The sequence below is a fragment of the Acidimicrobiales bacterium genome, from assembly GCA_035536915.1.
In the GTDB taxonomy this organism is placed as follows: Bacteria; Actinomycetota; Acidimicrobiia; order Acidimicrobiales; family JAHWLA01; genus JAHWLA01.
The window spans coordinates 243,553-267,486 of record DATLNE010000044.1 but is presented as its reverse complement, the minus strand read 5'-3'; the positions used below and the strand labels follow the sequence as shown (position 1 = coordinate 267,486).

The window sequence follows — 23,934 nt, the reverse complement described above, 5'->3', positions numbered from 1 at the left end:
CTCAGCCTGTGGCTCGAAGCAGGATTTCCTCGTAGACGCCGGGATCGTTGCGCACGACGACCGGGAACCCGCCCTGGCCGGGCTTGCCGTGCCACTCCGCTTCCAGGCCCGGATTGTGAAAGCCGGTGCCGTCGGGGAGGAACACGTGCGGGCTGCCTTTGATGGTGTCGTCGGCCTGGGCTCGCTCGAAGTCGTCCATCACCAGGCGGCGGGCGCGGCCGTCGTCGACCGCCTTGGCCAACGAGGGCACGTCGACGGCCGGGCAACCGGCGGCCACATCCAGGATCACCGAGCGCAGGGCAATGCACCGGCTCTCCCCGAACAGGGCGTTGCGCAAAGCCCGGTCGAGCTGTTCACTCGCCTCCAGGCTCTGCTCCTTGGCGGCCTGCACAGCCTCCAAGGCGGGCATCGTCGTGACCGGCCAGTGCCAGTCCGGCGACCGCCACATCTGCCACCCGGCCTCGGGCTCGACCGCGCCCAGCACCGGTGCCTCGGCGTCGAGCATGAGCTTCGACACGGGGGCCTCGTTGAACAGTTCCAGCGGGAAGGCGTGGTGGTCGATGCGCACCTCACCGTCGAGGCCCATGGCGTGCCTGGTGCGCAAGAGCCGGGAGACGGCGACATGCGCCCACTCGCACCCGATGTCGGACCAGACCGTGATTGTCGGCATGGCCACTTCCTACCCCACCCGACCCCAACGAGGTTGTGGAGGGATCGCGCCGGAAAACGCGCCGTTTCCTACGCAACCTCCGGAGGCGGGCAGCGCACAGGGGCCGCCGGTACCCTGGCTTGGTGGACTGGTACGCGGACACCACCGACACGCAGGCAGTCCGACGCCTCCGCCACTCCGTCGTCGCCCACCTGGAACGGCACGCCGAACCTGAGGCCGACCTCTCCGGCGCCGAGCTGGCGGTGGCCGAACTGCTGGGCAACGCCGCCCGCCACGCCACCGGCCCCGTGTGGGTCTCGTTGTCGTGGGCGGCCAAGCACCCCACCCTCACGGTCTACGACCTCGGCCCTGGCTTCGACGGCGTGCCCGAGCCCGCCGACGACCTCGCCGAAGCGGGACGCGGCCTGCAGATCGTGGGCCACGTGGTGGACGACCTGCGCATTGCGGCGCGCCGGTCGGGCGGGGCCAAGGTGCAAGCGGTGTTGCCCGTGCCCCGCGCCGTCTCCCCCAGCTACGACCCGCCCCGCCACCACGACCACGCCCTGCCCGGCCTCGACGAGGCGGCGCCCGGCGGCGGGTTCGGCAAGGAGTCGTTCCTGCGGGCGCTCGTGGTGCAGATGGCCCAAGCGGTCGAGGAACAGCACGGCCCCTCGGCGGCCGAAGCAGCCGTGGCCCAAGTGGGCATCGACGTGGGCGGCCGCATGGAGGAGGAGTTCCGCGCCGCCACCGACGTGGTCGAGCGCATGACGCCCACACAGTTGGGCGAGTGCTTCGTGCGCCTCAAGCACGCCATCGACGGCGAGTTCGACGTGGTCGAGGCCACCGCCGAGCGCATCGTGCTCGTCAACACCGCCTGCCCGTTCGGCGACGTCGTGCGCATGGCGCCTGCCCTGTGCCGCATGACGTCGAGCGTGTTCGGGGGGATCGCCGCGGCCCAGACGGCCGACGGCGAGGCCTCCGTGCTGCTCGAGGAGCGCATTGCCGTGGGCGACCCCGGTTGCCGCATCGTGGTGTACCTGACGGAGCCGCCCGAAGAGGTGCGCGACGCCGCCCACCGCTACCGCAGCGCGTCCTAGCCGACCACCCGCAGCTCGCCGACGCCGGGCCGCTTGCGCCACTCCTCGACCCAGGCCACGAACGACTCGGCGGGCAGCGCCTTGCTGAACCCGAAGCCCTGGGCGAAGCCGCACCCGGCCCCGCGCAAGCGAGCGGCCAGCGCCATGCTCTCCACGCCTTCGGCCACCACCGGCAGGTCGAGGTTGGCGGCCAGTTGGATGATCGAGCAGACGATGGCTTCGTCGGCCCGGTCCTCCTCCATTGTCATGACGAACGACTTGTCGATCTTGATCTCGCCCACCGGCAACTGCTTGAGGTAGGCGAGTGACGACTGGCCGGTGCCGAAGTCGTCGATGGCGATGGTGATGCCCGTCTGGGCCAGCTGCTGCAGCACGGGCACGGTGCGGCGGGGCTCGACGAGGATGCTGGTCTCGGTCAGCTCCAAGCACAGCGCCTCGGCGGGCACTCCCGTGTCGCGCAACAGGGTGCGCACGTCGTCGGGGAAGGTGGGCTGCAGGAGGCTGCGGGCCGACAGGTTCACCGAGATGCGCTCGGGGCCGTCGCCCTCGCGCCAGCGGGCACACTCTCGCAACGCCGTCTCCAACACGAACGACGTCAACGGGCGCACCAGGCCGGTGCGCTCGGCCACGGCCACGAACTCGTCGGGCGGCAGCCAACCCCGGGTGGGGTGCTGCCAGCGGACCAGCGCTTCGGCGCCCACGACGTCACCCGTGGCCAGCGACATCTGCGGCTGGTAGTGCACCTCGAGGTGGCCTTCGGCAATGGCGTGGCGCAGCTCGCCCACCAAGGCCAGGCGTTCGGGGGTGTGGCCGTCGCGTTCGGCGTCGTAGACCTCGACCCCGGTGTGGTTGGCCTTGGCCAGGTACATGGCGATGTCGGCCCGTTGCAGCAGCCCGTCGGCCTCCATGCCGTGCAATGGCGACAGGGCCACACCCACCGAGCCGCCGATCTCGACGCTGACGTCGGACACGTCGAAGGGCCGCTCCAACGCCGCCACCAAGCCGCGCGCCACGCTCACGGCGGCCTGGCTGCCGACCACGTCGGGCAACAACACGGCGAACTCGTCGCCGCCGAGGCGGGCCAAGGTGTCGCCGTGGCGCAACGCCGTGCGCAACCGCTTGGCCACCTGCTGCAGTAGCAGGTCGCCGTGCTGGTGGCCCAGGGTGTCGTTGACGTCCTTGAAGCCGTCGAGGTCGAGCAGGAGCACGCCGAGCGCGCTGCCCGCCGCCAGCCGTTCTTCCAACCGGCGGGAGAAGTGGGCCCGGTTGGGCAGGTCGGTCAGCGAATCGTGCAGCGACTGGTACTCGCTCTCGTCCGCGTTCATGCGCAGCCGGTCCACGAGCTGGCTGTTGGCCAGGGCCATGCCCGCGTGGTTGGCGAGCATGGCGAACAGGCGCAGGTCTTCGTCGTCGAAGGCACGGACCTCGCCGCTGCGGTCGGCCACCACCAGGGTGCCCACCGCCGTGGTGCCGCTGCGCAGTTCGGCGGCCAGGGCCTCCGCCACCCCGAGGGCAGCCAGCGCGGGCGTGGCCGTCGCCGTGATCAACTCGGGCCGCGACCGGCCCCGCACGCCTTCTTCCACCAGCGCGTCGGGAGAACCCGGGGCCACCTCGGCCAGCGTGAGGGCGCCTTCCACCGTGGTGCCCACGCGATGGGTCTTGCCGCCCCGCTCCACGTACACCCAGGCGGCGTCGGAGTGGAGGAGGTCGCATGCCTGCCGCAGCAGCGCCTCGACGGTGCGCTCGGCCAGCACAGCGTCGCCCATGACTTGGGTGAAGTCGTAGAGGTGCTCGAGCTGGCGGTGCTGGACGCGCAGCGCGGTGTGCGCCCGGTACGACCACACCAAGGCGAAGCCCGCCAGGCCCAGGAGGGCGACGGCCGCCGGTTCGGCCCGCAGCACGCTGACCACGACGAGGGCGACGGCGGTGTCGACCAGGCGGGCGGCGGTGCCCAGCGCCATGGTCTCGGTGAGCGCACCTTCCCACCGGCGTTGGTACAGGCTGATGGCCGTCACCAGCACGGCGCTCTGCACCAGGTCGCTGGCCAGCGCGGCGGCCACGGCTGCGGGCCACGAGGCAGGGCCGAGCTCGCCACCGGGCGCCAAGGCCCGGAACACCAGGATGGCGACGACTGCTTCGAGGCCCATGTGGCCGAGGTTGACGGCCAGCTTGAGCGGCGCCTGCCTGCGGTGCACGACGAGGGCGATGCCCGAGCCGATGACCCGGGCGGCCACCAAGGCGACGGGGTCGACGGTGTAGAGGCCGACGACGAGCGGGATGGTCGAGAGCGACAACGACACCGCCTCGCGGCGGTGCTCGATGTGGATGAGGAAGACCTCACAGGCGGCGAAGGCCACCAGGAGGGCGAGCCACGGCACCGACAACGCGCCGAACGGGCCCATCGAAGAGACGGGCCCGAAGGTTAGCGCCGCCGTCGCCGCCAGCACGGCGAAGGCGAGAATCGCGACCCGTCGCCACGGCGCGGCGGCGGGTGCAGCGGTCACGACGACGTGGCGCTGGTCCAGGACTTGCCCGTCCAGCTCTTGCCCGTCCAGGACTTGCCGGTCCAGCTCTTGCCGGTCCACGACTTGCCCGTCCAGCTCTTGCCCGACCACTCGTCTGCGGTCCACGACTTGCCGGTCCACGACTTGCCGGTCCAGCTCTTGCCTTCCCACGTGGTGGCCGTCCAGCTTTCGCCGCACCAGCAGGTGCCGGCCCACTCAGCGCCGTTCCAGGTGCCGGCCGTCCACGCCGTGCCGGCGGTGGAGGTGGGTGCCCAGGCCGAGCCGTTCCAGGGGTTGCCCATGATGTCGCGCTCGCCGGTGAGCTCGATCCCGTCGGAGGCCACGTGGCTGGTGCCGCGGGCCGCTTCGAGCGAGCCGGTGCCGGTAGAGGGCGCCACGGTCACGCTGGTGGTGGTGGGAACGGCTGCGAGGGCGGCAGCTTCGATGTTGAGGCGACCGCTGCCCTGGCCCGCCAGGTCGCCCTTGACCAACGGGGTGGCGGTGGTGCGCAGGAGCGCCTTCACCATGTCGGGCGACAGCGACGGACGGGCCTGCAGGAGCAGGGCGACCGAGCCGGCGGTGACGGCCGCGGCCTGCGAGGTGCCGCTGCCCCGGAAGAAACGCTCGTTGACCACGGCGTCGGGGTGGGCGTCGTCGATGGTCGAACCGGGGTTGCGGAGGCCGAGCACGGAGACGCCGGGCGCCACCAGGTCGACCCGCCGGGAGCTGTTGCCCCGGCTGGAGAAGGCGGCGACGGTGTCGTCAAGGGCGGACACGGTGCCCTTGAGGTCGCTGGCGCCGACGGCCAGGACCCGGGGGTCGTAGGCGGGGTTGGTCAAGGCGGCACGGCTGGTGCCGTCGTTGCCGCCGGAGGCGACCACCACGATGCCGTTGCGCCACGCCGACTCGACGGCGTGGGTCAGCGGGTCGAGCTGGTAGCTCTGCAGCCCGTCGGTCCCGTAGGCCAACGACAGCACTCGGACGTTGAGGCCCGAATCGTTGCGATGCTGCACAACCCAGTCAATTGCCGCGATCACCTGAGTTACATCGACAGCTCCTTGGTAGTTCCCAACCTTTATGTTGACGATTCGGGCGCCGGGGGCCAGGCCCTTGAAGCCGGCGCTGTCGTGGCCGGCCACGATCGAGGCCATGTGGGTGCCATGGCCGAAGGTGTCGAAGTGCCGGTACTCGGCGGCCTGCGACTCGAACGAGAGGTCGGGGCCGTTGACGACCTTGCCTGCGCCGTCGAGGCCGGCGACGGGGGCGATGCCCGTGTCGATGACGGCCACGTCGATGCCGGTGCCGTCGATGCCCCGCTTCCACAGCTCGTCGGCGCCCACCGCATCGGCCACCGTCGACAGCGACACGGGCGCCGTGGTGGCCCCGTCGTCCCAGCCCGAGGTGACGATGCCGAGCGTGCTGTCCACCAGTCCGACGGTGGAGCTGAGCAGCCCCGCCTCGGCGGGGGCTGCGCTGCCAACGGCCACGGCGACCATCAGCGAGCAGCCGGACAGGAGGCGACGAACGGGGAGGCGGTAACTACGCATGGTGATACAAGACCACGGAGCGTGACGGATGAATAGGCACATTCGGGACGGACTAGTCGCCAATAGTCATTTGCGCGCGTTGGAACATCGGCTGCGAACAGGGCGTTGAACCGGTCGTGCCTGCCATCACCGCCGATACTTTTGCCCTTCCCCGCTTGGCCGAACCGGCGCTCAGCGCCGTCGATCGGCCCGTGCGCTCCGTCTCCACCGCCCCCACCGGCTACGAGGGCGAAGGCTTCCCGGTACGCCGGGCTTTTGCGGGCGTCGACCTGTCCGACCTCGACCCCTTCATCCACATGGACCAGATGGGCTCGGTGGACTACGGGCCGGGCGAGCCCCGGGGCACGTCGTGGCATCCGCACCGGGGCTTCGAGACCGTGACCTACATGCTCGACGGGGTGATGCAGCACCAGGACTCGCACGGCGGTGGGGGCGTGATCGCCGACGGCGCCACCCAGTGGATGACGGCGGGCGGCGGCATCCTCCACATCGAGACCCCGCCCGAGGAGCTGGTGGTGAAGGGCGGGCTGTTCCACGGCGTGCAGCTGTGGGTCAACCTGCCGGCGAAGGACAAGCTGGCGGCGCCCCGCTACCAGAGCCTCGACAGCGGCGACGTGGTGCTGCTCTCGTCGTCCGACGGCGGGGCGTTGGTGCGGTTGATCGCGGGCGATCTCGGTGACCATCGCGGCCCCGGCGCCACCCACACGCCGATCACGGTCGTCCACGCCTCGGTGGCGGCGGGCGCCCGGCTGACGCTGCCGTGGCGGCGCGACTTCAATGCGCTGGCCTACCTGCTCGAGGGCAGCGGCACTGCGGGCGTCGAGCAGCGTCCCGTGCACAGCGGCCAGTTGGCAGTGTTCGGAGCAGGCGACTCGCTCACGGTCACCGGCACCGGTCCGCGGGGCGCCGAGGTGTTCCTGCTGGGTGGCCGCCCGTTGCGGGAGCCGATCGCCGCCTACGGCCCCTTCGTGATGAACACGCGGGCCGAGCTGATCCAGGCGGTGGAGGACTTCCAGTCCGGGCGCTTCGGCGTCATCCCGCCTGACGCGCTGATGCCGCATACCGCATACCGCATAGCCACGGCGAGGCCGAGCAGGCCCGGCACGAGGTGGAGCAGCACAGCGTCGACGTAGTCGACGGGGATGAGCCCGAGGGCGACGTTGCCGTCGCCTGCGAGGAACATGGCGATGGCGGGGAGCACGCCGCCGACGCCGCCGACCAGTGCGGCGACCGTGGGAGCCCAGCGGTCGGAACGGGCGAAGGCAAGCGCGACGAGGCCCGATGTCAGCCCGGCCACGCCGTGCCAGCCGTTGACCTCGAACACACCGAAGAGGTGCTCGTCGGTGACAGCGTCGCCCACTGCGAAGTCGGGGTGGAGCAGCAGGCTCCCCGCTCCGAGCACGACCAAGATGGCGCCCCACACCCAGAGGTAGAGCTGGTCGCCTCGCCACGAAACGCCGGTGCGCACTGCGGTGTCCATAAGTCCCCTGGCCTCCCTCATCCCTCGTCGGCTTCAGCAGTGAGTTCGCCTGCACGTGCACCGGCGCTCGGGGGTACGTCATGTGGGATTGGCGGTGGCGGATCCTCTCTCAGCGCCTGCAACTCCGTGCAGGCTCGGTAAAGCACGCGTTCGAGTTCGTACGCAGTCGGCACGCCCGAGCGCCGCCGGTACGAGGTGAAGGATCCGTCCGCAGGTTCGTAGCAGTACAGGCCCACGGCATCGACGACCTGCGCCGCCGTCTCCGCCCAACGGACAACCGCAGCAAAGTCGGCATCACCGAGCACCCGCACAGCCATGAAGAAGAAGATCCTCGGACGAGTCGCGTGCAGCCATGCCGACAGGTCGCCCCCACCCGCACCTCCAGTCGTCGGCGGCCGGCCAACCATGGTCAGGCGCCGGGCTGCCTCACCCTTGAGGTCGATGGACTTGAACGCGAGTTCTTTCACTCGCTTGCCGGTGTCCGCCGAGCCTGATCGGCCCGCTGGTTTCTCACCCGGGCTGAGGGCGTGCTTCGGCGTGCCCATCATCTTCGCTTCCAGCATGAAGTCGATCTCGCGTGTCGGATCCCCGGGATAGACGCCATCCAGGTTGTGTTCGGGGATGATCAATCCGAGGACGCGTCGACGGACGTACAGCGTCTCGATGCCGGAGCACTTCTCGAGCACTGAGGCGATGACGTTGTTGAACCAGTCACCCTTGCCGTTTTGAAGGGCCGCACTCAGCAGGCTGCTCTGCCCGCCGCTGCCATCGTCCGAGAACGCCGTCGGGAGCCCACTGTCGAAGTCCGACATAGCCTTCAGAAACGCTTCTTCGACCTGGTTCCAGCTTGCCGCTGGGGATGCGACAAGGCGTTCGTACATTGCCCGGAGAGGTTCGCAGTACGGGTTTGTCTGGAGAACGTCCTTGGGCCTGCGGGGTGCAGGGTGCGGAAGCGCTACTTCGGACACCCGTGAAGTATGTCCGACGGCAGTTCGTCGATGCCGTACACGCGGTTCGCAATCGCTGTCGCTGCGTCGACGTCTCGTTCGCGGAAGACGCGAGCCAACTCTCGGCGGTCAGCCGGCGCCACCGATCCCGGGTCTGGAACCCTGATCTTGCGCAAGTACTGCGCCTGGAAGCGGTAACACCCCCCGCGCATCTTCACGCAGTAGGCGCCCACGAACAGATTGGCGATGTCCGACAGCAGGAGCCCTCCCAGCACCTCGAGATCCCAGGTGTCCGAGACCACGTAGTAAAGGTTGTGGTGCGGATAGAAGGCGCCCACGTCGAAGACCGGATGGGCTGCCGCTTTCAGGTCGGGAAGTAACAGCTTCTGCCGTCGAAGCAGCCGTGGATCGACACGGTCGATGGTGCGATACCACTGGGCCGGATTTTTGCGCGCCACATGACGGCGCTCCAAACGAGCACGGTGCGACTCCAGATAGTCCCTGAGGCGTGGGTACGCGTCCAACTGCACCAAGCCTTCCTCGTCCCACGGGTTGACCAGGTAGGCGCCAGAGGACACGGCTGCTCCGGAGGTCGTGTCGGAAGCGAGCAGGAGCGGCAACAGTCGGTCTTCTTCGACCAGCGCCGCGTCCCTCGTGATGAAGACCTCGTCGCAGCCCGTGGCCACCCCGATGCCCACACGCGTCGTCTTGTCGGCGTCCTGTAGCGGGTCGTAGCGGCGTTCCAAGTCGGCAACGAGCGCCAACGTGGTAGGCGACGCCATGGGCCAAAGCTCCCCGCCTTTGAACCAACCTGTCGTGCGAGAGGCCTCGAACGTAGGACCGCAGGCTGCTTGGGAGACGCTCGAGGCCCACGCTGCCAATGCCGGGGCGTCCGCCTCTCCGAAGCTGCGTTTGGCTTCGACGACTGCCACGTCTGCTTGGTCGGCGTTGCGAATCACCACTATGGCGGGATACGCAGACACCTCGTCCTCGAATGCCGGAACGTCGTGCATGGTGACGACCGTTTCAACGGCGTAGTCGGCAGTCACGAGCTCACGGAGCTGTGCGCCGTATTGGTTGTGCATCCAGCGATCGGCACAGATGAAGCCGAGTGCGCCTCCAGGCTTGAGAAGCGACAAGCCAACTTCGACGAAGCCTACGTAGAGGTCACTGCGTCCGCGCATAGCGGTGCAGCGATCTCGATACGCGGCCATGACAGCACGGGGGACGCTCTCCAGCCGGACGTAGGGAGGGTTGCCCACGACGTAGTCGGCGCTACGCAGATCGTGGTCGCGCAGGAGAAAGTCGTCGGCAATGACCCATGCCTGTGCGACTGCTTCGGCATCCTCGGACATGAGCCCGCCGTCGCGGAGCCGTTCGACGACCATCTTCCGTGCTCTATCGGCGTTGGCGTCCAGAACGTCGCAAGCGCGAACTGCACCCGTCAGGGTTGCGGGGTTGCGACCGTGGACCACGCACGATTCGAGAAGACGGTCGACAATCGGGCCCAGGAACGCCCCAGTACCACATGACGGCTCGACGACGACGCACGCGCCGAGGTCGCGAGCAGGCGTGTAGCCGATGAGGTCGAGGATGAACTCAACCACCCACCGACGCGTGAACACTTCGCCGTAGTCGACGCCAGGGTCGGGGTCGCCCTCGGGGGAGAGCCTCGCTGTGCTGACCTCCTCTATATCGAACATGTGTTCGAGTCTACGGAGCAGGCCGCCACACCGCCACGGTATTGGGGCTGACCTACGAAGTGGTGGAAGGCTGGATGCCGGTGATCGCGTACGGTGCCGCGATGACGCCGGACGAGTTGGAGCAGTTCCTTCGCGACGCCTTCCCCGCCAACCCGCCGCCCCTCAAGGTCGAGGCGATCACCGAGGCGGGGGTCCTCCTGCGGCGCACGGTCAGCAGCGCCGAGGAACGGCCCGGGGGCACGGTGTCGGGGCCTGCGCTCATGGGGCTGGCCGACACCGCCGCATGGTTGTCGGTCTTGTCGCGGATCGGCTTGGTGGCGCTCGCCGTCACCACCAGCTTGCACATCGACTTCTTGCGCAAGCCTGCGTTGGTCGACGTCTTCGCCGACGGGCGCGTCCTCAAGCTCGGCAGCAGGCTGGCGGTGGTCGACGTGTCGATGTGGTCAGCCGACGGCAGCCCTGACGAGCTGGTGGCCAAGGCGCAAGTGACCTACTCGATCCCGCCCCGGCGCTGAGCGCCTCTGTCACAAACCGCACATTTCCGGTGTCGCCTGCGAGACGGACGGATGCCCGTCGCGAGGCGCACGATCAACTCACCGCTTGGGCCGCTGGGGCCCCAACGGCGGAACCGGAGGAGATCGGGAAATGAACACCACCAAGGCACGAAGCATTCGGCGGATCGGCATGGCGGCGGCATCGGTCGTCGCCGCCGTCACCATGATCGGCATCAGCAGCGGCTCGGCCCTCGCGGCCCCGCGGGCCGAGGACCGAGGGCGAGGCGCACCACCGTCGAAGGCGGTGTCGCAGGCGGAACAGGCCCGAGGCCGCGAGGTCCCCAACGAGCGGGTCGAGCGGGAGGCCAAGCCCCTGCCCACCCCGGCGCAGCACGCGCAGGCTCGGCGCGACGCCGCTCCCCAGGAGCAGGCCGGTCCGACCGAGCGGGTCGAAGGAGCGGCGCCCGCCAAGGCGCCCAGCGGCAACACGCTGTCGGGCACGGCGTCGGCGGGCAACGACCAGCCCACAAGCTCGAGCGGCGCCTCGCAAAACTCGGCATGGGGCGGCGCCTACTGGACCAACCCCAACCTGCAGGTGGGCCGGTTGTTCTTCGACACCCAGCCGGGCGCAGGCGAGCGCTGGAGCTGGTGCTCGGCCACCGCGGTCAACAGCGAGAACAAGTCGCTGGTGCTCACCGCAGGCCACTGCGTGTTCCGGCCCGACCCCGACGGCGACGGGCGCATCACCGGCAACGGCTTCTGGTACGAGCACTTCCGCTTCTGCCCGGGCTACGAGTACGGCTGCCGCATGGGCACCTGGCACTACCGGCAGGTGTCGACCACGTGGTCGTGGCACGGCGGCGTGGGCGGCTCCTACGACTTCCGTGACGACGTAGCCGTCCTGCTGGTCAGCCCCAACGCCAGCGGCAACCTGGTGAACTACGTCGGCGGCCACGGCATCTCGTTCAACGAGCCGACCAACCTGTACCGCCACAGCTTCGGCTACCCGGCCACCGACTCCCGCTGGCCCGCCTACAGCTACAGCGGCGAGGACCTCATCCACTGCCCGAACTACTCCTACAACGACGGCACCTACGCGGGGACGATGTGGATGTCGTGCACCATGACCGGCGGCTCGAGCGGCGGCCCTTGGCTCACCTACGTCGGGTCGAACTGGCTGGGCTACGTGAACTCGGTCAACAGCCACAAGCCCTACGGCGGCTCGTGGATGAGCGGCCCGTACTTCGACAGCCAAGAGAGCTCGCTCTTCAACTACTGGCGCAACCGCTAGTCACCACGCACGACGGCAAGGAAGCCCCGCTTCGGCGGGGCTTCCTTCGCGCCCGGGCACAATGGCGTCGTGCTGCTCGACGGTTTCAACCACGTGGCCATCCTGACCAACGACACCGACCGGCTGGTGGGCTTCTATCGAGACGTGTTCGAGGCCACCGTCGACGGCGAGCTTCGGCCGGAAGACGGCATGCGCCTGACGTTCCTGAAGGTCGGCCCCACCGCGGAGTTCAACGTGTTCGAGGTGGCGGGCAACCTCGAGGCCACCCGCCAGACGCCGATGTTCGGGCGGGGCCGCCTCGACCACCTGGCCCTGCAAGCCGCCTCGCTCGACGCCTTCACCGAGGTGCGCCGCCGGTTGGTCGAGCGGGGCGCCAGCGACGGTTTCGTGACCGACTTCGGCCCGGTGCTGAGCCTGTTCTTCCGCGACCCCGACGGCCTCGAAGCCGAGGTGTGCGTCCCCAACCCGGACGCCACGCCGGGGGTGACAAACCCTCCGGGCACGCCGGCGGCTCGTTTCAGCTGACGGCGGCGATGAAGCGTTCCTCCAACTCGGCCACCTGGGCCGGGCTGTCACCGAGCGCCGTGTAGCCCATGCGGCCGTCGACCTTGAGGCAGTCGAGCAGGTGGGGGACGACCCCTGTGCCGCTGTCGCGGTCGTAACAGAGGCCGGAGTCGACGGTGATGCGCAGGACCTCCCCGGGGGTACGGCCCACCCAGCTCTCGTCGACCAGGTTGTCGGTGGCGGCGTAGAACTTCGGGCGGCCGTCGCGGTCGACGTAGGTAGCCGCCGCCGGGTCGTAGTGGCCACCGACGAGCAGGCGGGTGACGCCGTAGGGGTGGGTGGTGCCGCCCTTGCGCAGGTTGATCTCGATGCCGAACAGGTCCCAGTCGCCCGAGGGCAGGCGCCGGGCCACGAAGTCGAGGGCGAAGCGGCCGACGGCACCGAGGTCGGCCAAGCGCTCGCCGACCTGCACGGCGTAGCGGCCCAGCAGCGGCGCGTAGACGGGATCGGCGGGGAAGGAGCAGCCTTCGTACACCTGCCCGTCGAGGCGCTGCTCGTGGGTGGCCAGCACTGTCACCTCGCCCAACGGGGTGATGGTGGCCTGGGCGCTGGGGCTGCGGAACTCCACGCCGTCGATGCGTTCTTCGACAACGCCGCCGGAGATCAGCGTCTCCCGGTACCACGGGGGCAACAGCGTCTCCATGGGGGCGCGGTTGTCGACGTCGACCACGATGTTGCCGTCGCCCGCCCCGCTGTCGTCGAGCTTGACCACCACCTCGCGGAGGTCAGGGCAGTGGGCGCTGATGGCGGCCACTGCCGCCGCCACGTCGGCGGGGCTGCGCACGTCCTCGATGCCGTAGGGCACGGGCACGTCCGCGTCGCGGAGCAGCCGCCGCCCGTTGCTCTTGGTGGCCACCTCGCGGTGGCGGGGGTCCGTGCCGTAGATCGGTGCGCCGATGGCAACGGCCAGGTCGGCTTCGGCCTCGGTCACGTTCCACGCCTCGATCAGCGTCAGCTCGTCGGCCACGAACCGCCGCAGCGCATCGACGAGTTCGCCCCGGTCGAGCACCTTCTCGGCCAACGACCGGCTGGTGGTGTCGTCGGGCGAAAGGAGGAGCGTGCGCTGCAGGATCGTGGGCCGGTCGGCGGGCTCGGCCAAGGCCAGGTAGCCGTCGAGCACGTCTTGGCGCACCGGCAACGACGACAGGTACACGACCCGCTTGCCCGGCTGGCGGGCCGACAGGACGCTGTAGAGGTAACGGTTCTCCAGCGCGGGCACGCGGTCGCCGTAGTGGTCCAACAAGCTGCGGTCGACCGAGTACGACGGCAGCCCGATCATCACATGCGGCGTCGTGGAACCAGGCAGGTCGGCGCGCCACGCCGCTTCGAGCTTGTCGCGCTGCAACTGTTCGAACGCCGTACCCACGCCGAGCATCGTCGCGCGCCGTTCGGCGTGCATGTGCCGGCGCCCGAAAAACCGGCGAGACCGCTACATCTCGTCGTCATGCTGCCGATCATGGATCGCAGCGAGCACGCCGGTGCCGCGGGGGGAGAGCGGCATGGAAGACGCAAAGCAGGTACTGGCCCGGCCGGTGCCACAGCCGCCGGTGGGCGGGGGCGGCGGCTTGTTCGGCGGGAAGCGAGCGCTCGAAGCCGAGGTGCGCGAGTTGCGCAGCTTCATCGACGGGTTCGGCTTCCCGGAGTTGGAGGCGCTTCGTAACCAGGTCGACGCCTTGGCCGCCCGCCGAAAGGAGCTCGACGACGAGGTCGGCCTGCTCGGCGCCGAACGCGAGGCGGCCGATGCCGCCCTGGTGAAGGTGCGCGAGGTGCTCATCCTCCAAGAGGTGGGTGTGTACGACTACCACCACCGGCTTGAGGACTCGGTCGCCTACAAGGAGCCGCTCGCCGATGTGCAGAGCCGCATCAAGGCGATGGCCATGAAGGACGGCGGAGCCGTCACCGCAACCAACGACTGGACGGTGAACGGCTCGCAGGCCGAAGGCCGCAAGATGGTGCGCGAGCTGTCGAAGCTGATGCTGCGGGCGTACAACGCCGAAGCCGACCGCCTCGTGCAGACGATGCGCCCGTACAAGCTCGACGCCGCCGTCGACCGCCTGACCAAGGCCCGCGAGACGATCTCGCGGCTGGGCCGGACGATGAACATCAACGTGTCGTCGCGCTACCACCGCCTTCGCATCGACGAGATGCGCCTTACGGCCGACTACCTCGCCAAGGTCGAGGAAGAGAAGGAAGCCGAACGCGAGGAGAAGGCGCGGCTCCGCGAAGAGGCCAAAGCCCGGAAGGAGTTCGAGGCAGAAAAGGCCCGGCTGCTCAAGGAGCAGGCCCACTACCTCAACGCAGTCGCACAAATGCGGGCGAACGGCGACGACGTCGCCGCCGGCGCCGCAGAGGTGAAGCTGGCCGAGATCAACGACGCCATCCACGGCGTGGAAGCGCGCGAAGCCAACATCCGTGCCGGCTACGTCTACGTCATCTCCAACGTGGGCGCCTTCGGCGAGCGCATGGTCAAGATCGGCATGACCCGGCGGCTGGAGCCGATGGACAGGGTTCGTGAGCTCGGTGACGCCTCGGTGCCGTTCCGCTACGACGTGCACGCCATCGTTTTCAGCGACGACGCCGTGGGACTGGAGGCACGGCTGCACGACGCGCTCGCGGCCCGACGCGTCAACCGGGTGAACCTACGACGGGAGTTCTTCTACGCAACCCCCGGCGAAGTGGAGGCCCTGTTGACCTCGTTCGACGGCTCGTTGCTGTCGTTCGTAGAGCACCCCGAGGCCGAGGAGTGGCACCAGTCGGAGAACGTGCGTCGGGCGGCCGAGGATCTCGTTGTGGCCGAGCCGGTGGCCGGACCCCGGCGCACCCGTCAGCGCAGCGCAGCCTCGTAGGCGGGATCGCGCCCTGCGGCCCAGTCAGGCCGACGACAGAAGACTGACGCTGGCGGTCTACGCGCAGGCTACGACCGAGGGCGACGACGCCGCCGCCGACACGCTCGGCAACGTGTTCAGGACCCGCACCGGACCTCCTCACCGTCGTCACCGACAGTGCAATGGCAAACGCGGGCACGAGCCCAACTGTGGCAACGGCGACGCCGGAAGTTAGGACACGCATGGCAGCCCGCTTGCAAGGGGCGCCGTGCGTCCTCGATCATTCGCGATCGGCGTCGTCGGGACGGATGCCCGTCACGAGCGCTCCGGGGTCTACGCCGAGCGCACCTGCGAGCCTCACAAGAACAAACAGCGTCGGCTCCTTCTCGCCCCGCTCCAGTGCACCGATGTACGTGCGATGAACACCGCTCAGTCTTGCGAGCGCGTCCTGCGTGAGCCCAGCGACTTGGCGCGCCGCTCGAAGCCGTTGACCGAGTTTGGTCCTGGGTTCCTTGCTCATTCGTGACCTGTTTTTCCAGGTGAGCACGGTTTTTCTGTTGGCGTCCCGGCCCGAGTCCGGCGGGTAGCTGTGGGCGCACGCAGAGCAATCGAGGCGCTGACCTCCAGACGGCCTGCGTTTGAGCGAGAGCTAGTGGGAGACGCGAGGGAGCGCGCTGCGCCGTCTAGCGCTGCCCACACCACGACGCCACCTGAGACATCCCAACGAGTGGGGTAACGATCAGAGTCCTCGCTGGACTCCAGCACCCACTGCAGACGCGCCCGGGTGTCGCGCGTCGTCGACTGGATCTTCGCCTCTGCGGAGGCTCACTTAACCAGTCGTGTTCAGACGCGACACATCGCGGTAATTCGCGACGACTTCGCCCCGAGCCCCCAGCGCCACGACCCGTTTAAAGGGAGTCGGCCGGACTTCCCCGGCGTAAAACCGTCCCTCGAAGTCGGGCGTCGATTCCGCCCGCAGCACGTCCTTGGCTCCATCCGTATGTTCGAGATGGATCTCCACTGCCTCCGCTGTGACCACCCCGTATGCGAAGCGGCCCGAGACGTTGCGAAAGAGCGACACATCGAGCGGTGGTTTCTGCTCGCAGGTACCGCTGCCGCCGCTTTGCCTTAGATTCCCGTCTCGCACATGGAAGGCAAGGCAGGTGCCGCGCTCGCGCGACAAGTACAGTCGCCATTCCACGGCGTCGCGGTTGCCTTTCACCGCTAGCGTTCCACCGTTCGCCTTTGTCGCCCAGTATTCATCCGTCTCCTCGGAGCCTGACGCTGGCTGCCCTGCCGGTCCCCCCTCAGGCCGCGACCCCGGTGCATTTTTTCCCGGAGTTCCTCCCTCGAGACCCGACGGCCGACCGCTGCCCGACGTCGGTGGAGAAGAAGGGGCTCGCCCCTCAGGAGGCGAGCCCTCCTCCCCGCTGCCAGACGGCAGCTCCAAACCTTCCGTTGAGTGCGGGCTCTCGGACGTCGAGGGCCCGCTACAAGCCCCGAGGCTCAGGATAAGGAGCAGCAATACCGACCCGGTTTTCATTGCTCGAGGCCCCCTCACAGAAAGGACAGTGTAGCTAAGCTGTGTTAGGGCTTGATCTCTCTCAGGAGGTATCCGCAGTCCTCGAACTGGCGGGTCGCGCTCGGCGCGGCCGTCTCGCGCTGACTGGCCCCGAACCCGTACAGAGCGATTGAGTCGCCGCGGGTACGCGTCCACGGCTCTCCATAGCCCTGGCAGTTCCACCAGGCGTCTGCATAGGCCCACGTCACCTGGTGAGCCTCACTTTTGCCTTCGCTGCCCTCGAGCCACATACCGTGGGTTGCGCTCCACACCTCCGCTGTCGAGTTGATTTGGATGAATGTCATGATGTTGTTGCACTCGACGACGGTCGCCGCGCCGACCGTCTTCAGTTTCCAGTCCCACTTGTAAGGCGTCTTCGCCACGGTGTTGCACGGCGTTGCCGCCGACGCAGGTTGCGCAGGAACGACCGCAACCAGGAACGACGCGACGCACGCGATCATCAGTCCGAATCTCTTCATTTAATTCCTTCCACGGAGGATGCTTCGCAACATTCCCCCCAGCGTTGGCTTTTGGACGAGGGGACGTGCTGCGTATCCTCGACGGATGACGTGCTCCCGGCTCCCCTGAGTAGGTTTTAAAGGAGTTCTGAAGCTGAGTCACTGGTCAGAGCTATCCAATTTGGTGGTCAACTCGTACAGCCCATCAAGGAGGGCGTGGGCAGATTCCGGCGTTGTTACGTCTCGAGTTCGTGTAGCAGACGAGCAAGGGCGAGGACGGCTTGGTGCTCCTGCTCGGCGAGGGACATCCCCAGCAAGAGTTCGAGCTGATCGCGTGTCATGTAAACCGTCTTGCGGTTCCTTCCGGTCGCCGACATGACGGCCGTGATGTTGAACTTATGACGAACGAAACACGCCAGCGCTTCCTGCGCCGCGGCGGCCTTAGTTGGCGGCAGCGCATCGAGCCCTCGTAGAACCTCTTGCCGCAGTGCCCTTCGGGTTGCGCCGGGTATCGCTGCAGCGAAACGATGGAGCACGACGTCGCCGGACCGCACCAGTCCGGTCCCACGGGCGATCCGTGGCAGATGGGGAACCAGTTCGACCGCTCCGAGATAGGAAGCGTGCGCGTCTCTGGGACGTTGGAACGTTCCGAGATAGAGGACTGTGGTCGCAGCGTTCGCGGCAGAGTCCTGCACCGCGGCAATGAGCACCTCGGTCGCTGCGGGTATCGGCACCGCCGCGACGACGACCCCATGTGCCAGCGGCGTAGATCGCCCGACGACGTGACAGGCGGCGTCGCTCACTCGCAACTGGTCTGCCAACCGGTTGAGGTCGACGTCTCCTGCACTGAGGAATACGGCCCGCGCGACAGCTGCGTCGCAACCCGCCGCTCTGCTCCGTTCTGCAAACGGCGCCTCGTCAACAAGAGCTCCGTCAAGCACGTCGTGGACGAGCTGGGCGACCGTTAATCCCCCCCTCGCGTTTCGCTCGTTCCGGCGATCCCGGTAGCCTTCGTCGAGGAGATCTTGAACCGCGCTGGAGAACCGATCCAGGAGGTTGAGCACCGCGGTCATTGCGCCGCGGTCCTCGTCGGTGGTGGGGTCGTACTCCTCGATAATCCGATCCCGCGCTACCCGGACGGCGATGCGTACGCTCAACCGTGTAGCCGCTGGCGAGAACCCCTGATCAGCTCGCTGGGCGCCGATGGCACGGATGCCGTGCGTCTCCGCCGGAGTCAACCAACGGTCCTCCGTCGAGAGAGTCAGAAAGAGGTCGAGCAACGATGCCAGTCCTTCGGCCCACTCGGCTTCGTCATCAGGCGATTGAAAGATGCGGTACTCGATCACCTCGTCCTGAATTGCCTCACCCATCGCATAGACGGTGGCATCTCGCCGGTCGAGTAGCGGCCGAAGGTGACGGCCAACCAGCCCGCCACGGCCGCCCTCGGCGCTCACGTCGCCTCCCAACGGTCGAGGGAGCCCCCGAATCTCTGTCGCGCTCGATCGCGGACTACGGGGGCGAGCCTCAGCCGGTGGGGCGTCCCACAAGCCAGCCGCGCTGGTGAACGGAAGCGGATCGGCGCCATCATTGGTCGTGTAGGGCGTGAAGCATTACTGCGAGCTCCAGTAGCAGTCGGCTGTCGTGTTCGAGGATGCTGAGCCCCGTGTGCCGCTCTACATCGCGTAGCCGGAGGGTCACGGTCTTACCGTGAACCCCGATTCGGGCACCAGCGTCAGTCCGCCTGCCCTCACTCCAGAGCGTCGCCGTCAGCGCCTGCAACAGTCGCTCGCGGCGGTTTCGACTCAGAACGAGCACTGGGCCCAGGATTTCGTCGACGAAGTCCCGGGCGGTCTGAGGGTCGATAAGAGTTATCAGACGAGCACTTGCAAGGGACCGCCAAGGGACTAAACCGGGTTCAAAGCCGAGGCGCAGCGCCAGCGAGAGGGTCGCACGCGCGTCGAGATACGCCTGGCGCAGGCCAGCCAGGCTGTCGACAGCGGGAGGCACAGCAACGAGTACTCCCGCCGAGTGAGCGACCGCCGCAGCGTGCTCGACCAAGTTCGGGTCGTGGGCATCGAGCACAATGGTCATGTGAAGGATCGGGTTGCCTCGGAGCGACACCGAAAGGGGCTGCGGACTCGCGGCTAACAATGCTTCACTGGCACTGCGGAGTGGCGCGACTCTGTCGCTCGCGAGCTGCAAGAACAGGTGAGAAGCTTCGAAGTCGAGCCGGAGGGCGGCTCCGAGGCGAACGACGGAATCGTGGTCAACGGATGAGGCGAAGAGCACGTGCTCGATGAGTTCCCCTCTCGCACGCTGCTCTGCATCTAGCCTGTCGATCGCCTCTCCGGACGCGCCTGTGAGTAAGGCGGCGCTGGCCATTTGCGTGTAATCAAAGGCCAAGGGCCCAAGCCACTCAAGGGTTTTCAGCGCGCAAGGACTTGTCGCTAGACCGGTCTCGAAAAGCAGATAGGCCCATCCCCAACGAAGCCCCGCCCTGGTGGCAGCCGCAATGCCGTCGAGAGGGATGCCTTGAGCTCCCCGCACCACGCCAATGGCGGCGATGTCGTCGAACTCGTCCGAGCTGGGGCGCCGCCGCTCCGCAAGCAGCTCGACGAACTTGCGCACCGCGTACGTCACGCCACGCGAGACAACGTCCCACTCGTCCGGGCTCAACGAGCGGTATGCCGGCACCTCGCCCGAGATCCCACTCAGCACCGCATGGACCAACGGGTCCGGCTCGGCCAGTAGGTGGGCTGTCAGCTCGTCGAGCACCGCCGTCACCTCTGGGTCCGTCGGCCATTCCCCCCGCGCGACAGTCGGCGGTACTCCGCTGGCGATGAGCGACCTTTCGACCGAGTCCACGGCACCGGGGTTCCTGCTTCGGCCCACGAGGCCGCGAAGGTCCACACCGTGGAGAGTCGGCCCTTCTGGATGCCCGGGGGAATCACGGCGGCTCATCGGCTTTCGTCCGTGCATTGCGTGGCGTCTGGCCAACCGAAGAGCTCCCCGACGGGACTTTGGAGCGCGGCTGCGATCTTCACCTTCACGTCGTCGCTGACACTCACGAGCCCTCGTTCGATGCGTGAGATCGTCGCCTGGTCGAGGCCGGTGCGAGAGGCCAGTTCGCGCTGCGTCACCGGTCCCCGCTTCTCGCGCACGCGACGCCCCCAGAGTTGTCTCGCCTCTGTCAACATGCGTAACTCACATATGCGTAACAAACATAGGAACTCGCCGCTAGGCGTATGCGTAGCCTGCATACGTGGAACACCGATCCGGCGGCGCGAAGCGGCGGTTGCGCCTCGGAGACGCCATCCGCGAGGCGCGTGGCGCCATGACCCAGGAGACGCTCGCCGACGCCATCGGCGTGGACCAGCCGTCTGTCTCCCGGTGGGAGCGAGACGAGCAGCGTCCCTCCCTGGAACAGATAATCGCCGTCGAAGAGGCAACCGGCCACCGGCGGGGTTTCGTCCTGCTGGTAGCGGGGGTGGTCCACGACGTCCCCTCGGTGGAGGCCGCTGTCGCTCGTGATCCGGCCTTGGATGCCGAACAACGGCGCTTCGTGCTCAACGCCTACCGCGCCGCGATGGCGCAGAGCGCGCAGAAGAGGCGCTGACGTCCGCGCCCACCCGCACCGCCGTCGATCCTCCAAGACGCTTCCCCCCACGCGAGTCTTCGTCGGGTATGAACTACGCCACCTTTACGGGAAATCCTGCGCCGAGGTGAAAGTTGTTCACTAATCGCGCGTAGGCAGAGTAGCGGGCGGTAATCGCCGTAGTGGGTGTTCGATACATTGCGGCTCGATGAGCGGCAGGTTGCCGTGGCACATCAGTTCCCCGCCCCGTCGTGGCGGTTCCCCTACGACGGCCCGTGGTTGGCCGTCGGCTGCGAGTACGACGAGCGTTCGGGTACCGCCGGTGTCTGCACCGGCACGCGAGGCCGCGGGCTCGGCGCTCCGTCGTGCTTGCGGCACGGGACCAAGCTGCACACGCCGCACGTGTGGTGCGCCAACACCTGGGTCGGAAGGCAGCCCCTCTCGCTCGACAAAAGCGTTTGTCGCCGCCAGCTCGTTCGCCGGCTGCGAAGAGACGACAGCGCCACCCACAGCCACGGTGACGGCCACGACGGCACACGCGCCGACCCAGCGTGTGGTCCCTTGGATGACCTCCTGGCTCTGGCGACTAGGCAGCCATGAAATCGGCAGGCCGGCCAGCCAACCGCGCAGGCGGCGAAGGAGACGCCGGCGGGCGCGAAGCACGCGCAGCGAGACGGCATCGCGTTCGCGTCGCGTGCTGCCTCGTGGAGTCGCGTTGGCGGCTGTCACGAGGGCCGTTCGGTCGCTGTCGGACAGGGATCGGAAGGCGTCGAGTAACGCCGGTAGCTGGGACCGAAGCTCCACGCGCTCGGCTACATCGGGCAGGACTTCCTGACCCTCGGCGAAAACCTCGCGCAATCGACGGACCCGGCGACGCTCCTTGCGGGTGGTCTGCACCGCCAGGCGATAGGAGACGAGCGAGAGCCACTTTGCGGTTTCCGCCGCCGTACCAAGGGCGGGGCCGCGCTTAAACAGCCTCAACCATGCTTCTTGGGCGATGTCGTTGACCGACTCGGGCGCTAGCCCTTGTCTCCTCAGTGTCGCTCGCACCTCGCCGTCGACTTTGTGGAAGAAGGACGCGAGCGCCTCGGGATCGCGATAGACCGGAAGGACAACGCCAGAGGGACCGGTGATATGACGAGACGAACGGTCATGCGACGAAGTTGCATCCTCGTTGTGCCCGTCGGCGCCCTGGTCGGCGCCCTCAGCTTCTCGACGATCCATCCGCACTCCATTGCAAACGCCGACACCACGATTCCCGAGTGCGTGGGCGCAACTGTCTACGTCACCCAACCGCCGCCCTACGTTTACGTCTGTCCATTGCCGCCGCCCTAGCCATAGGCACCGCTGCACTTTCCGACTCTCTTGCACAAGGTTCGCCGTGAGGCGGGCTCCTACCTGTCGGTCAGGACGATGCTGCCGACCGCACCCTTTGCGAGCGCGTCGCCGATGGAGTCGACGTGAAGGCCGCCCAGGTTTGGCTCGGGCACGCCGACGTTCGCACCACAGCATCTACGCCAAGGCCTACCGAAGGAAACCGCAACGCCGCCACCAAGCTCGGTACGTCGGTGGTTCATGCAGACCAAGGTCTCCCCCGAATCTGGGTACCTGGGATGACCGAGTTGTGTTCTGAGCCTGTGATGCGCTCCGACCCTCTGATCAGCTTCTGAGCGGGAACGGGAATTCGAACCCGCGGCCTCAGCGTCCCGAATGTGAAACGAGGACAGCGGCGGACGTCCCGGACAGAAAGTCCAGGTCAGCGGCCTGACGACCACCCACCCGACGGCTACGGACAGTATGACGAACGCGCTCTCCGGTGGGGTAAGCGACGGCATTGCCGTCGTCACCGAAAAGGGCTTGGAACCCTACGCTCGGCCGGTCGCCCGCGCTCGGCAGACGGTCGCCTCCTAGGCTCCCGGGCCGTGACCGACTTGGCCGACGAGGCCGTCGCCCTGTGCGCCCGACTGATCGCCCTCGACACCACCAACCCGGGCAAGCCCGAGCGCCCGGCGGCCGAGCTCGTGGCCGAGCAGTTGTCGAACGTCGGCATCGACGGGCGCATCTACGAGTTGGAGGAAGGCCGGTCCAACTACGTGGTGCGCATCGAAGGCGACGGCACCTCCGACGATGCCCTGCTGCTCCACGGCCATCTCGACGTGGTGCCCGCCGACCCGACGGCGTGGCGCTATCCGCCGTTCTCGGGAGAGGTGGCCGAGGGCTGCATCTGGGGCCGCGGGGCCGTCGACATGAAGCACATGGTGGCCATGCTGGTGGCGTCGCTGCGGCGCATGGCCGCCGACGGCACCCGCCCGCGCCGCGACCTCGTGCTGTGCCTCTTCGCCGACGAAGAGGGCGGGTTCCGACGCGGCTCGAAGTACATGGTCGAACAGCACCGCGAGGTCTTCGACGGCGTGACCGCCGCGGTGGGCGAGCTCGGCGGCTTCTCCGTCACCACCCCGGCGGGCGCCCGCATCTATCCCATCCAGGTGGCGGAGAAAGGGTCGGTGTCACTGCGCCTGCGCGCCCGCGGCCGGGCCGGGCACGCGTCGATGCCGCACGCCGACAACCCGGTCATGGCGCTGGCCGCGTCGATCGCCGCGCTGCGCGACCTCGACGGCGGCCACCGCTTGACCCCCACGACCGCGGCGTTCCTCGAACATGTGGGCGCGGTCCTCGGCCACCCGATCGACCCGGCCGATCCCGCTCCCGCCTTCGCCGGCCTCGGCTCGTTGTGGACCTTCGTGGAGCCGACGCTGCACAACACCGTCACCCCCACGATCCTCCTCGGCGGCGACAAGCCCAACGTCATCCCCGCCGAGGCCAAGGCCATCTTCGACTGCCGCTTCCTGCCCGGCCACGAAGACGACATGTTGCGCGCCATCGAGGCCCGGCTCGAACCCAACGTGGCCGCCGAAGTGCTGGCCCGCTTCCCTGCCGTCGAGTCGCCGTGGGCGCACCCCTTGGTCGACGCCATGCGTGCCGCGCTGGTGGCCGAAGACCCCGACGCCCACCCGGTGCCGTTCATGATCCCCGCGGGCACCGACGCCAAGTGGCTCACCGCGCTGGGCATCCCGTGTTACGGGTTTGCGCCGCTGCTGCTGCCGCCCGACCTCGATTTTCCGGCCCTGTTCCACGGGGTCGACGAACGGGTGCCGGTCGCCGCCGTCGGCTTCGGGGCCCGCGTGCTGCACCGTCTCCTGACCACGTTCTGAACCTGGG

21 protein-coding genes and 1 pseudogene are annotated in these 23,934 nt (G+C 68.2%); 8 read left to right on the top strand and 14 right to left on the bottom strand.

Annotated elements, in window-relative coordinates:
• Nucleotide 1: 1 nt before the first annotated feature.
• Nucleotides 2–670, bottom strand: coding sequence for a hypothetical protein (locus tag VM938_13680; protein ID HVF76085.1), 669 nt, complete (start codon nucleotides 668–670; stop codon nucleotides 2–4).
• Between the two features lie 122 nt (nucleotides 671–792).
• On the opposite strand from VM938_13680, the gene VM938_13675 reads away from it, so the two are divergent.
• On the top strand, nucleotides 793–1,746 hold the full coding sequence (locus VM938_13675; GenBank protein HVF76084.1) for an ATP-binding protein: 954 nt from the start codon (nucleotides 793–795) through the stop codon (nucleotides 1,744–1,746).
• Here VM938_13675 and VM938_13670 read toward each other — a convergent pair.
• Together VM938_13670 and VM938_13665 are read right to left on the bottom strand one after the other, a co-directional pair.
• On the bottom strand, nucleotides 1,743–4,250 hold the full coding sequence (locus tag VM938_13670; protein ID HVF76083.1) for a bifunctional diguanylate cyclase/phosphodiesterase: 2,508 nt from the start codon (nucleotides 4,248–4,250) through the stop codon (nucleotides 1,743–1,745). The two genes, VM938_13675 and VM938_13670, sit on opposite strands and share 4 nt — an antisense overlap.
• A complete protein-coding gene (locus VM938_13665) occupies nucleotides 4,247–5,797 on the bottom strand; it encodes a S8 family serine peptidase (GenBank protein HVF76082.1) in 1,551 nt (516 codons plus the stop codon). The genes VM938_13670 and VM938_13665 overlap by 4 nt, the downstream gene beginning before the upstream one ends.
• A gap of 116 nt (nucleotides 5,798–5,913) precedes the next feature.
• On the opposite strand from VM938_13665, the gene VM938_13660 reads away from it, so the two are divergent.
• Nucleotides 5,914–6,930, top strand: coding sequence for a pirin family protein (locus VM938_13660; GenBank protein HVF76081.1), 1,017 nt, complete (start codon nucleotides 5,914–5,916; stop codon nucleotides 6,928–6,930).
• On the opposite strand, the pseudogene VM938_13655 reads toward VM938_13660, so the two are convergent.
• The 3 genes and pseudogenes from VM938_13655 to VM938_13645 form a co-directional block, all read right to left on the bottom strand.
• Nucleotides 6,930–7,277 (bottom strand): annotated as a pseudogene (locus tag VM938_13655) (DUF4383 domain-containing protein). The gene VM938_13660 and the pseudogene VM938_13655 overlap by 1 nt on opposite strands.
• A gap of 17 nt (nucleotides 7,278–7,294) precedes the next feature.
• Nucleotides 7,295–8,158, bottom strand: a complete 864-nt coding sequence (locus VM938_13650; protein HVF76080.1) for a hypothetical protein — start codon at nucleotides 8,156–8,158, stop codon at nucleotides 7,295–7,297.
• 74 nt (nucleotides 8,159–8,232) lie between these two features.
• Nucleotides 8,233–9,927, bottom strand: a complete 1,695-nt coding sequence (locus VM938_13645; GenBank protein ID HVF76079.1) for an N-6 DNA methylase — start codon at nucleotides 9,925–9,927, stop codon at nucleotides 8,233–8,235.
• Nucleotides 9,928–10,028: 101 nt separating this feature from the next.
• Between VM938_13645 and VM938_13640 the strand changes: the two genes are divergently transcribed.
• From VM938_13640 to VM938_13630, 3 genes are all read left to right on the top strand, one after another.
• On the top strand, nucleotides 10,029–10,442 hold the full coding sequence (locus VM938_13640) for a PaaI family thioesterase (GenBank protein ID HVF76078.1): 414 nt from the start codon (nucleotides 10,029–10,031) through the stop codon (nucleotides 10,440–10,442).
• Nucleotides 10,443–10,572: 130 nt separating this feature from the next.
• Complete coding sequence (locus tag VM938_13635) at nucleotides 10,573–11,712, top strand: hypothetical protein (protein HVF76077.1); 1,140 nt, start codon at nucleotides 10,573–10,575, stop codon at nucleotides 11,710–11,712.
• Between the two features lie 69 nt (nucleotides 11,713–11,781).
• Nucleotides 11,782–12,237, top strand: a complete 456-nt coding sequence (locus VM938_13630) for a VOC family protein (protein HVF76076.1) — start codon at nucleotides 11,782–11,784, stop codon at nucleotides 12,235–12,237.
• Here the strand turns inward: VM938_13630 and VM938_13625 are convergent.
• Nucleotides 12,230–13,642 carry a peptide ligase PGM1-related protein gene (locus tag VM938_13625; protein HVF76075.1) on the bottom strand — a complete coding sequence of 471 codons (1,413 nt, stop codon included), beginning with the start codon at nucleotides 13,640–13,642 and terminating at the stop codon, nucleotides 12,230–12,232. The two genes, VM938_13630 and VM938_13625, sit on opposite strands and share 8 nt — an antisense overlap.
• A 133-nt stretch (nucleotides 13,643–13,775) precedes the next feature.
• Here VM938_13625 and VM938_13620 point away from each other — a divergent pair, with 133 nt between their 5' ends.
• Nucleotides 13,776–15,122 (top strand): DUF4041 domain-containing protein, encoded by a 1,347-nt coding sequence (locus VM938_13620; GenBank protein HVF76074.1) that lies wholly within the window; start codon nucleotides 13,776–13,778, stop codon nucleotides 15,120–15,122.
• Between the two features lie 259 nt (nucleotides 15,123–15,381).
• On the opposite strand, the gene VM938_13615 is transcribed toward VM938_13620, so the two are convergent.
• The 6 genes from VM938_13615 to VM938_13590 form a co-directional block, all read right to left on the bottom strand.
• Entirely contained in the window at nucleotides 15,382–15,621 is a 240-nt protein-coding gene (locus tag VM938_13615; protein HVF76073.1) for a helix-turn-helix transcriptional regulator, read from the bottom strand.
• A gap of 309 nt (nucleotides 15,622–15,930) precedes the next feature.
• Nucleotides 15,931–16,323, bottom strand: a complete 393-nt coding sequence (locus tag VM938_13610) for a hypothetical protein (GenBank protein ID HVF76072.1) — start codon at nucleotides 16,321–16,323, stop codon at nucleotides 15,931–15,933.
• A gap of 365 nt (nucleotides 16,324–16,688) precedes the next feature.
• Entirely contained in the window at nucleotides 16,689–17,141 is a 453-nt protein-coding gene (locus VM938_13605) for a hypothetical protein (GenBank protein ID HVF76071.1), read from the bottom strand.
• A 215-nt stretch (nucleotides 17,142–17,356) separates the two neighbouring features.
• A complete protein-coding gene (locus tag VM938_13600) occupies nucleotides 17,357–18,574 on the bottom strand; it encodes a hypothetical protein (protein HVF76070.1) in 1,218 nt (405 codons plus the stop codon).
• A 130-nt stretch (nucleotides 18,575–18,704) separates the two neighbouring features.
• Nucleotides 18,705–19,904: a helix-turn-helix domain-containing protein gene (locus VM938_13595; GenBank protein ID HVF76069.1), complete on the bottom strand. Its 1,200-nt coding sequence runs from the start codon at nucleotides 19,902–19,904 to the stop codon at nucleotides 18,705–18,707.
• Nucleotides 19,905–20,077: 173 nt separating this feature from the next.
• Nucleotides 20,078–20,281, bottom strand: coding sequence for a helix-turn-helix transcriptional regulator (locus VM938_13590; GenBank protein ID HVF76068.1), 204 nt, complete (start codon nucleotides 20,279–20,281; stop codon nucleotides 20,078–20,080).
• A gap of 101 nt (nucleotides 20,282–20,382) precedes the next feature.
• On the opposite strand from VM938_13590, the gene VM938_13585 reads away from it, so the two are divergent.
• Nucleotides 20,383–20,736, top strand: coding sequence for a helix-turn-helix transcriptional regulator (locus VM938_13585; GenBank protein HVF76067.1), 354 nt, complete (start codon nucleotides 20,383–20,385; stop codon nucleotides 20,734–20,736).
• Between the two features lie 120 nt (nucleotides 20,737–20,856).
• Here VM938_13585 and VM938_13580 read toward each other — a convergent pair whose 3' ends face one another.
• The gene (locus tag VM938_13580; protein HVF76066.1) at nucleotides 20,857–21,939 is read right to left on the bottom strand and encodes a hypothetical protein; all 1,083 of its coding nucleotides are present in this window, start codon (nucleotides 21,937–21,939) and stop codon (nucleotides 20,857–20,859) included.
• Nucleotides 21,940–22,637: 698 nt separating this feature from the next.
• On the opposite strand from VM938_13580, the gene VM938_13575 reads away from it, so the two are divergent.
• Nucleotides 22,638–23,927: a M20/M25/M40 family metallo-hydrolase gene (locus VM938_13575; protein ID HVF76065.1), complete on the top strand. Its 1,290-nt coding sequence runs from the start codon at nucleotides 22,638–22,640 to the stop codon at nucleotides 23,925–23,927.
• Nucleotides 23,928–23,934: the final 7 nt, after the last annotated feature.

Coding starts and splice junctions, on each gene's coding strand:
- VM938_13680 (HVF76085.1), bottom strand. CDS start 670: ATGCCGACAATCACGGTCTGGTCCGACATCGGGTGCGAGTGGGCGCAT.
- VM938_13665 (HVF76082.1), bottom strand. CDS start 5,797: ATGCGTAGTTACCGCCTCCCCGTTCGTCGCCTCCTGTCCGGCTGCTCG.
- VM938_13650 (HVF76080.1), bottom strand. CDS start 8,158: ATGTACGAACGCCTTGTCGCATCCCCAGCGGCAAGCTGGAACCAGGTC.
- VM938_13645 (HVF76079.1), bottom strand. CDS start 9,927: ATGTTCGATATAGAGGAGGTCAGCACAGCGAGGCTCTCCCCCGAGGGC.
- VM938_13640 (HVF76078.1), top strand. CDS start 10,029: ATGACGCCGGACGAGTTGGAGCAGTTCCTTCGCGACGCCTTCCCCGCC.
- VM938_13635 (HVF76077.1), top strand. CDS start 10,573: ATGAACACCACCAAGGCACGAAGCATTCGGCGGATCGGCATGGCGGCG.
- VM938_13620 (HVF76074.1), top strand. CDS start 13,776: ATGGAAGACGCAAAGCAGGTACTGGCCCGGCCGGTGCCACAGCCGCCG.
- VM938_13615 (HVF76073.1), bottom strand. CDS start 15,621: ATGAGCAAGGAACCCAGGACCAAACTCGGTCAACGGCTTCGAGCGGCG.
- VM938_13605 (HVF76071.1), bottom strand. CDS start 17,141: ATGAAGAGATTCGGACTGATGATCGCGTGCGTCGCGTCGTTCCTGGTT.
- VM938_13580 (HVF76066.1), bottom strand. CDS start 21,939: ATGGATCGTCGAGAAGCTGAGGGCGCCGACCAGGGCGCCGACGGGCAC.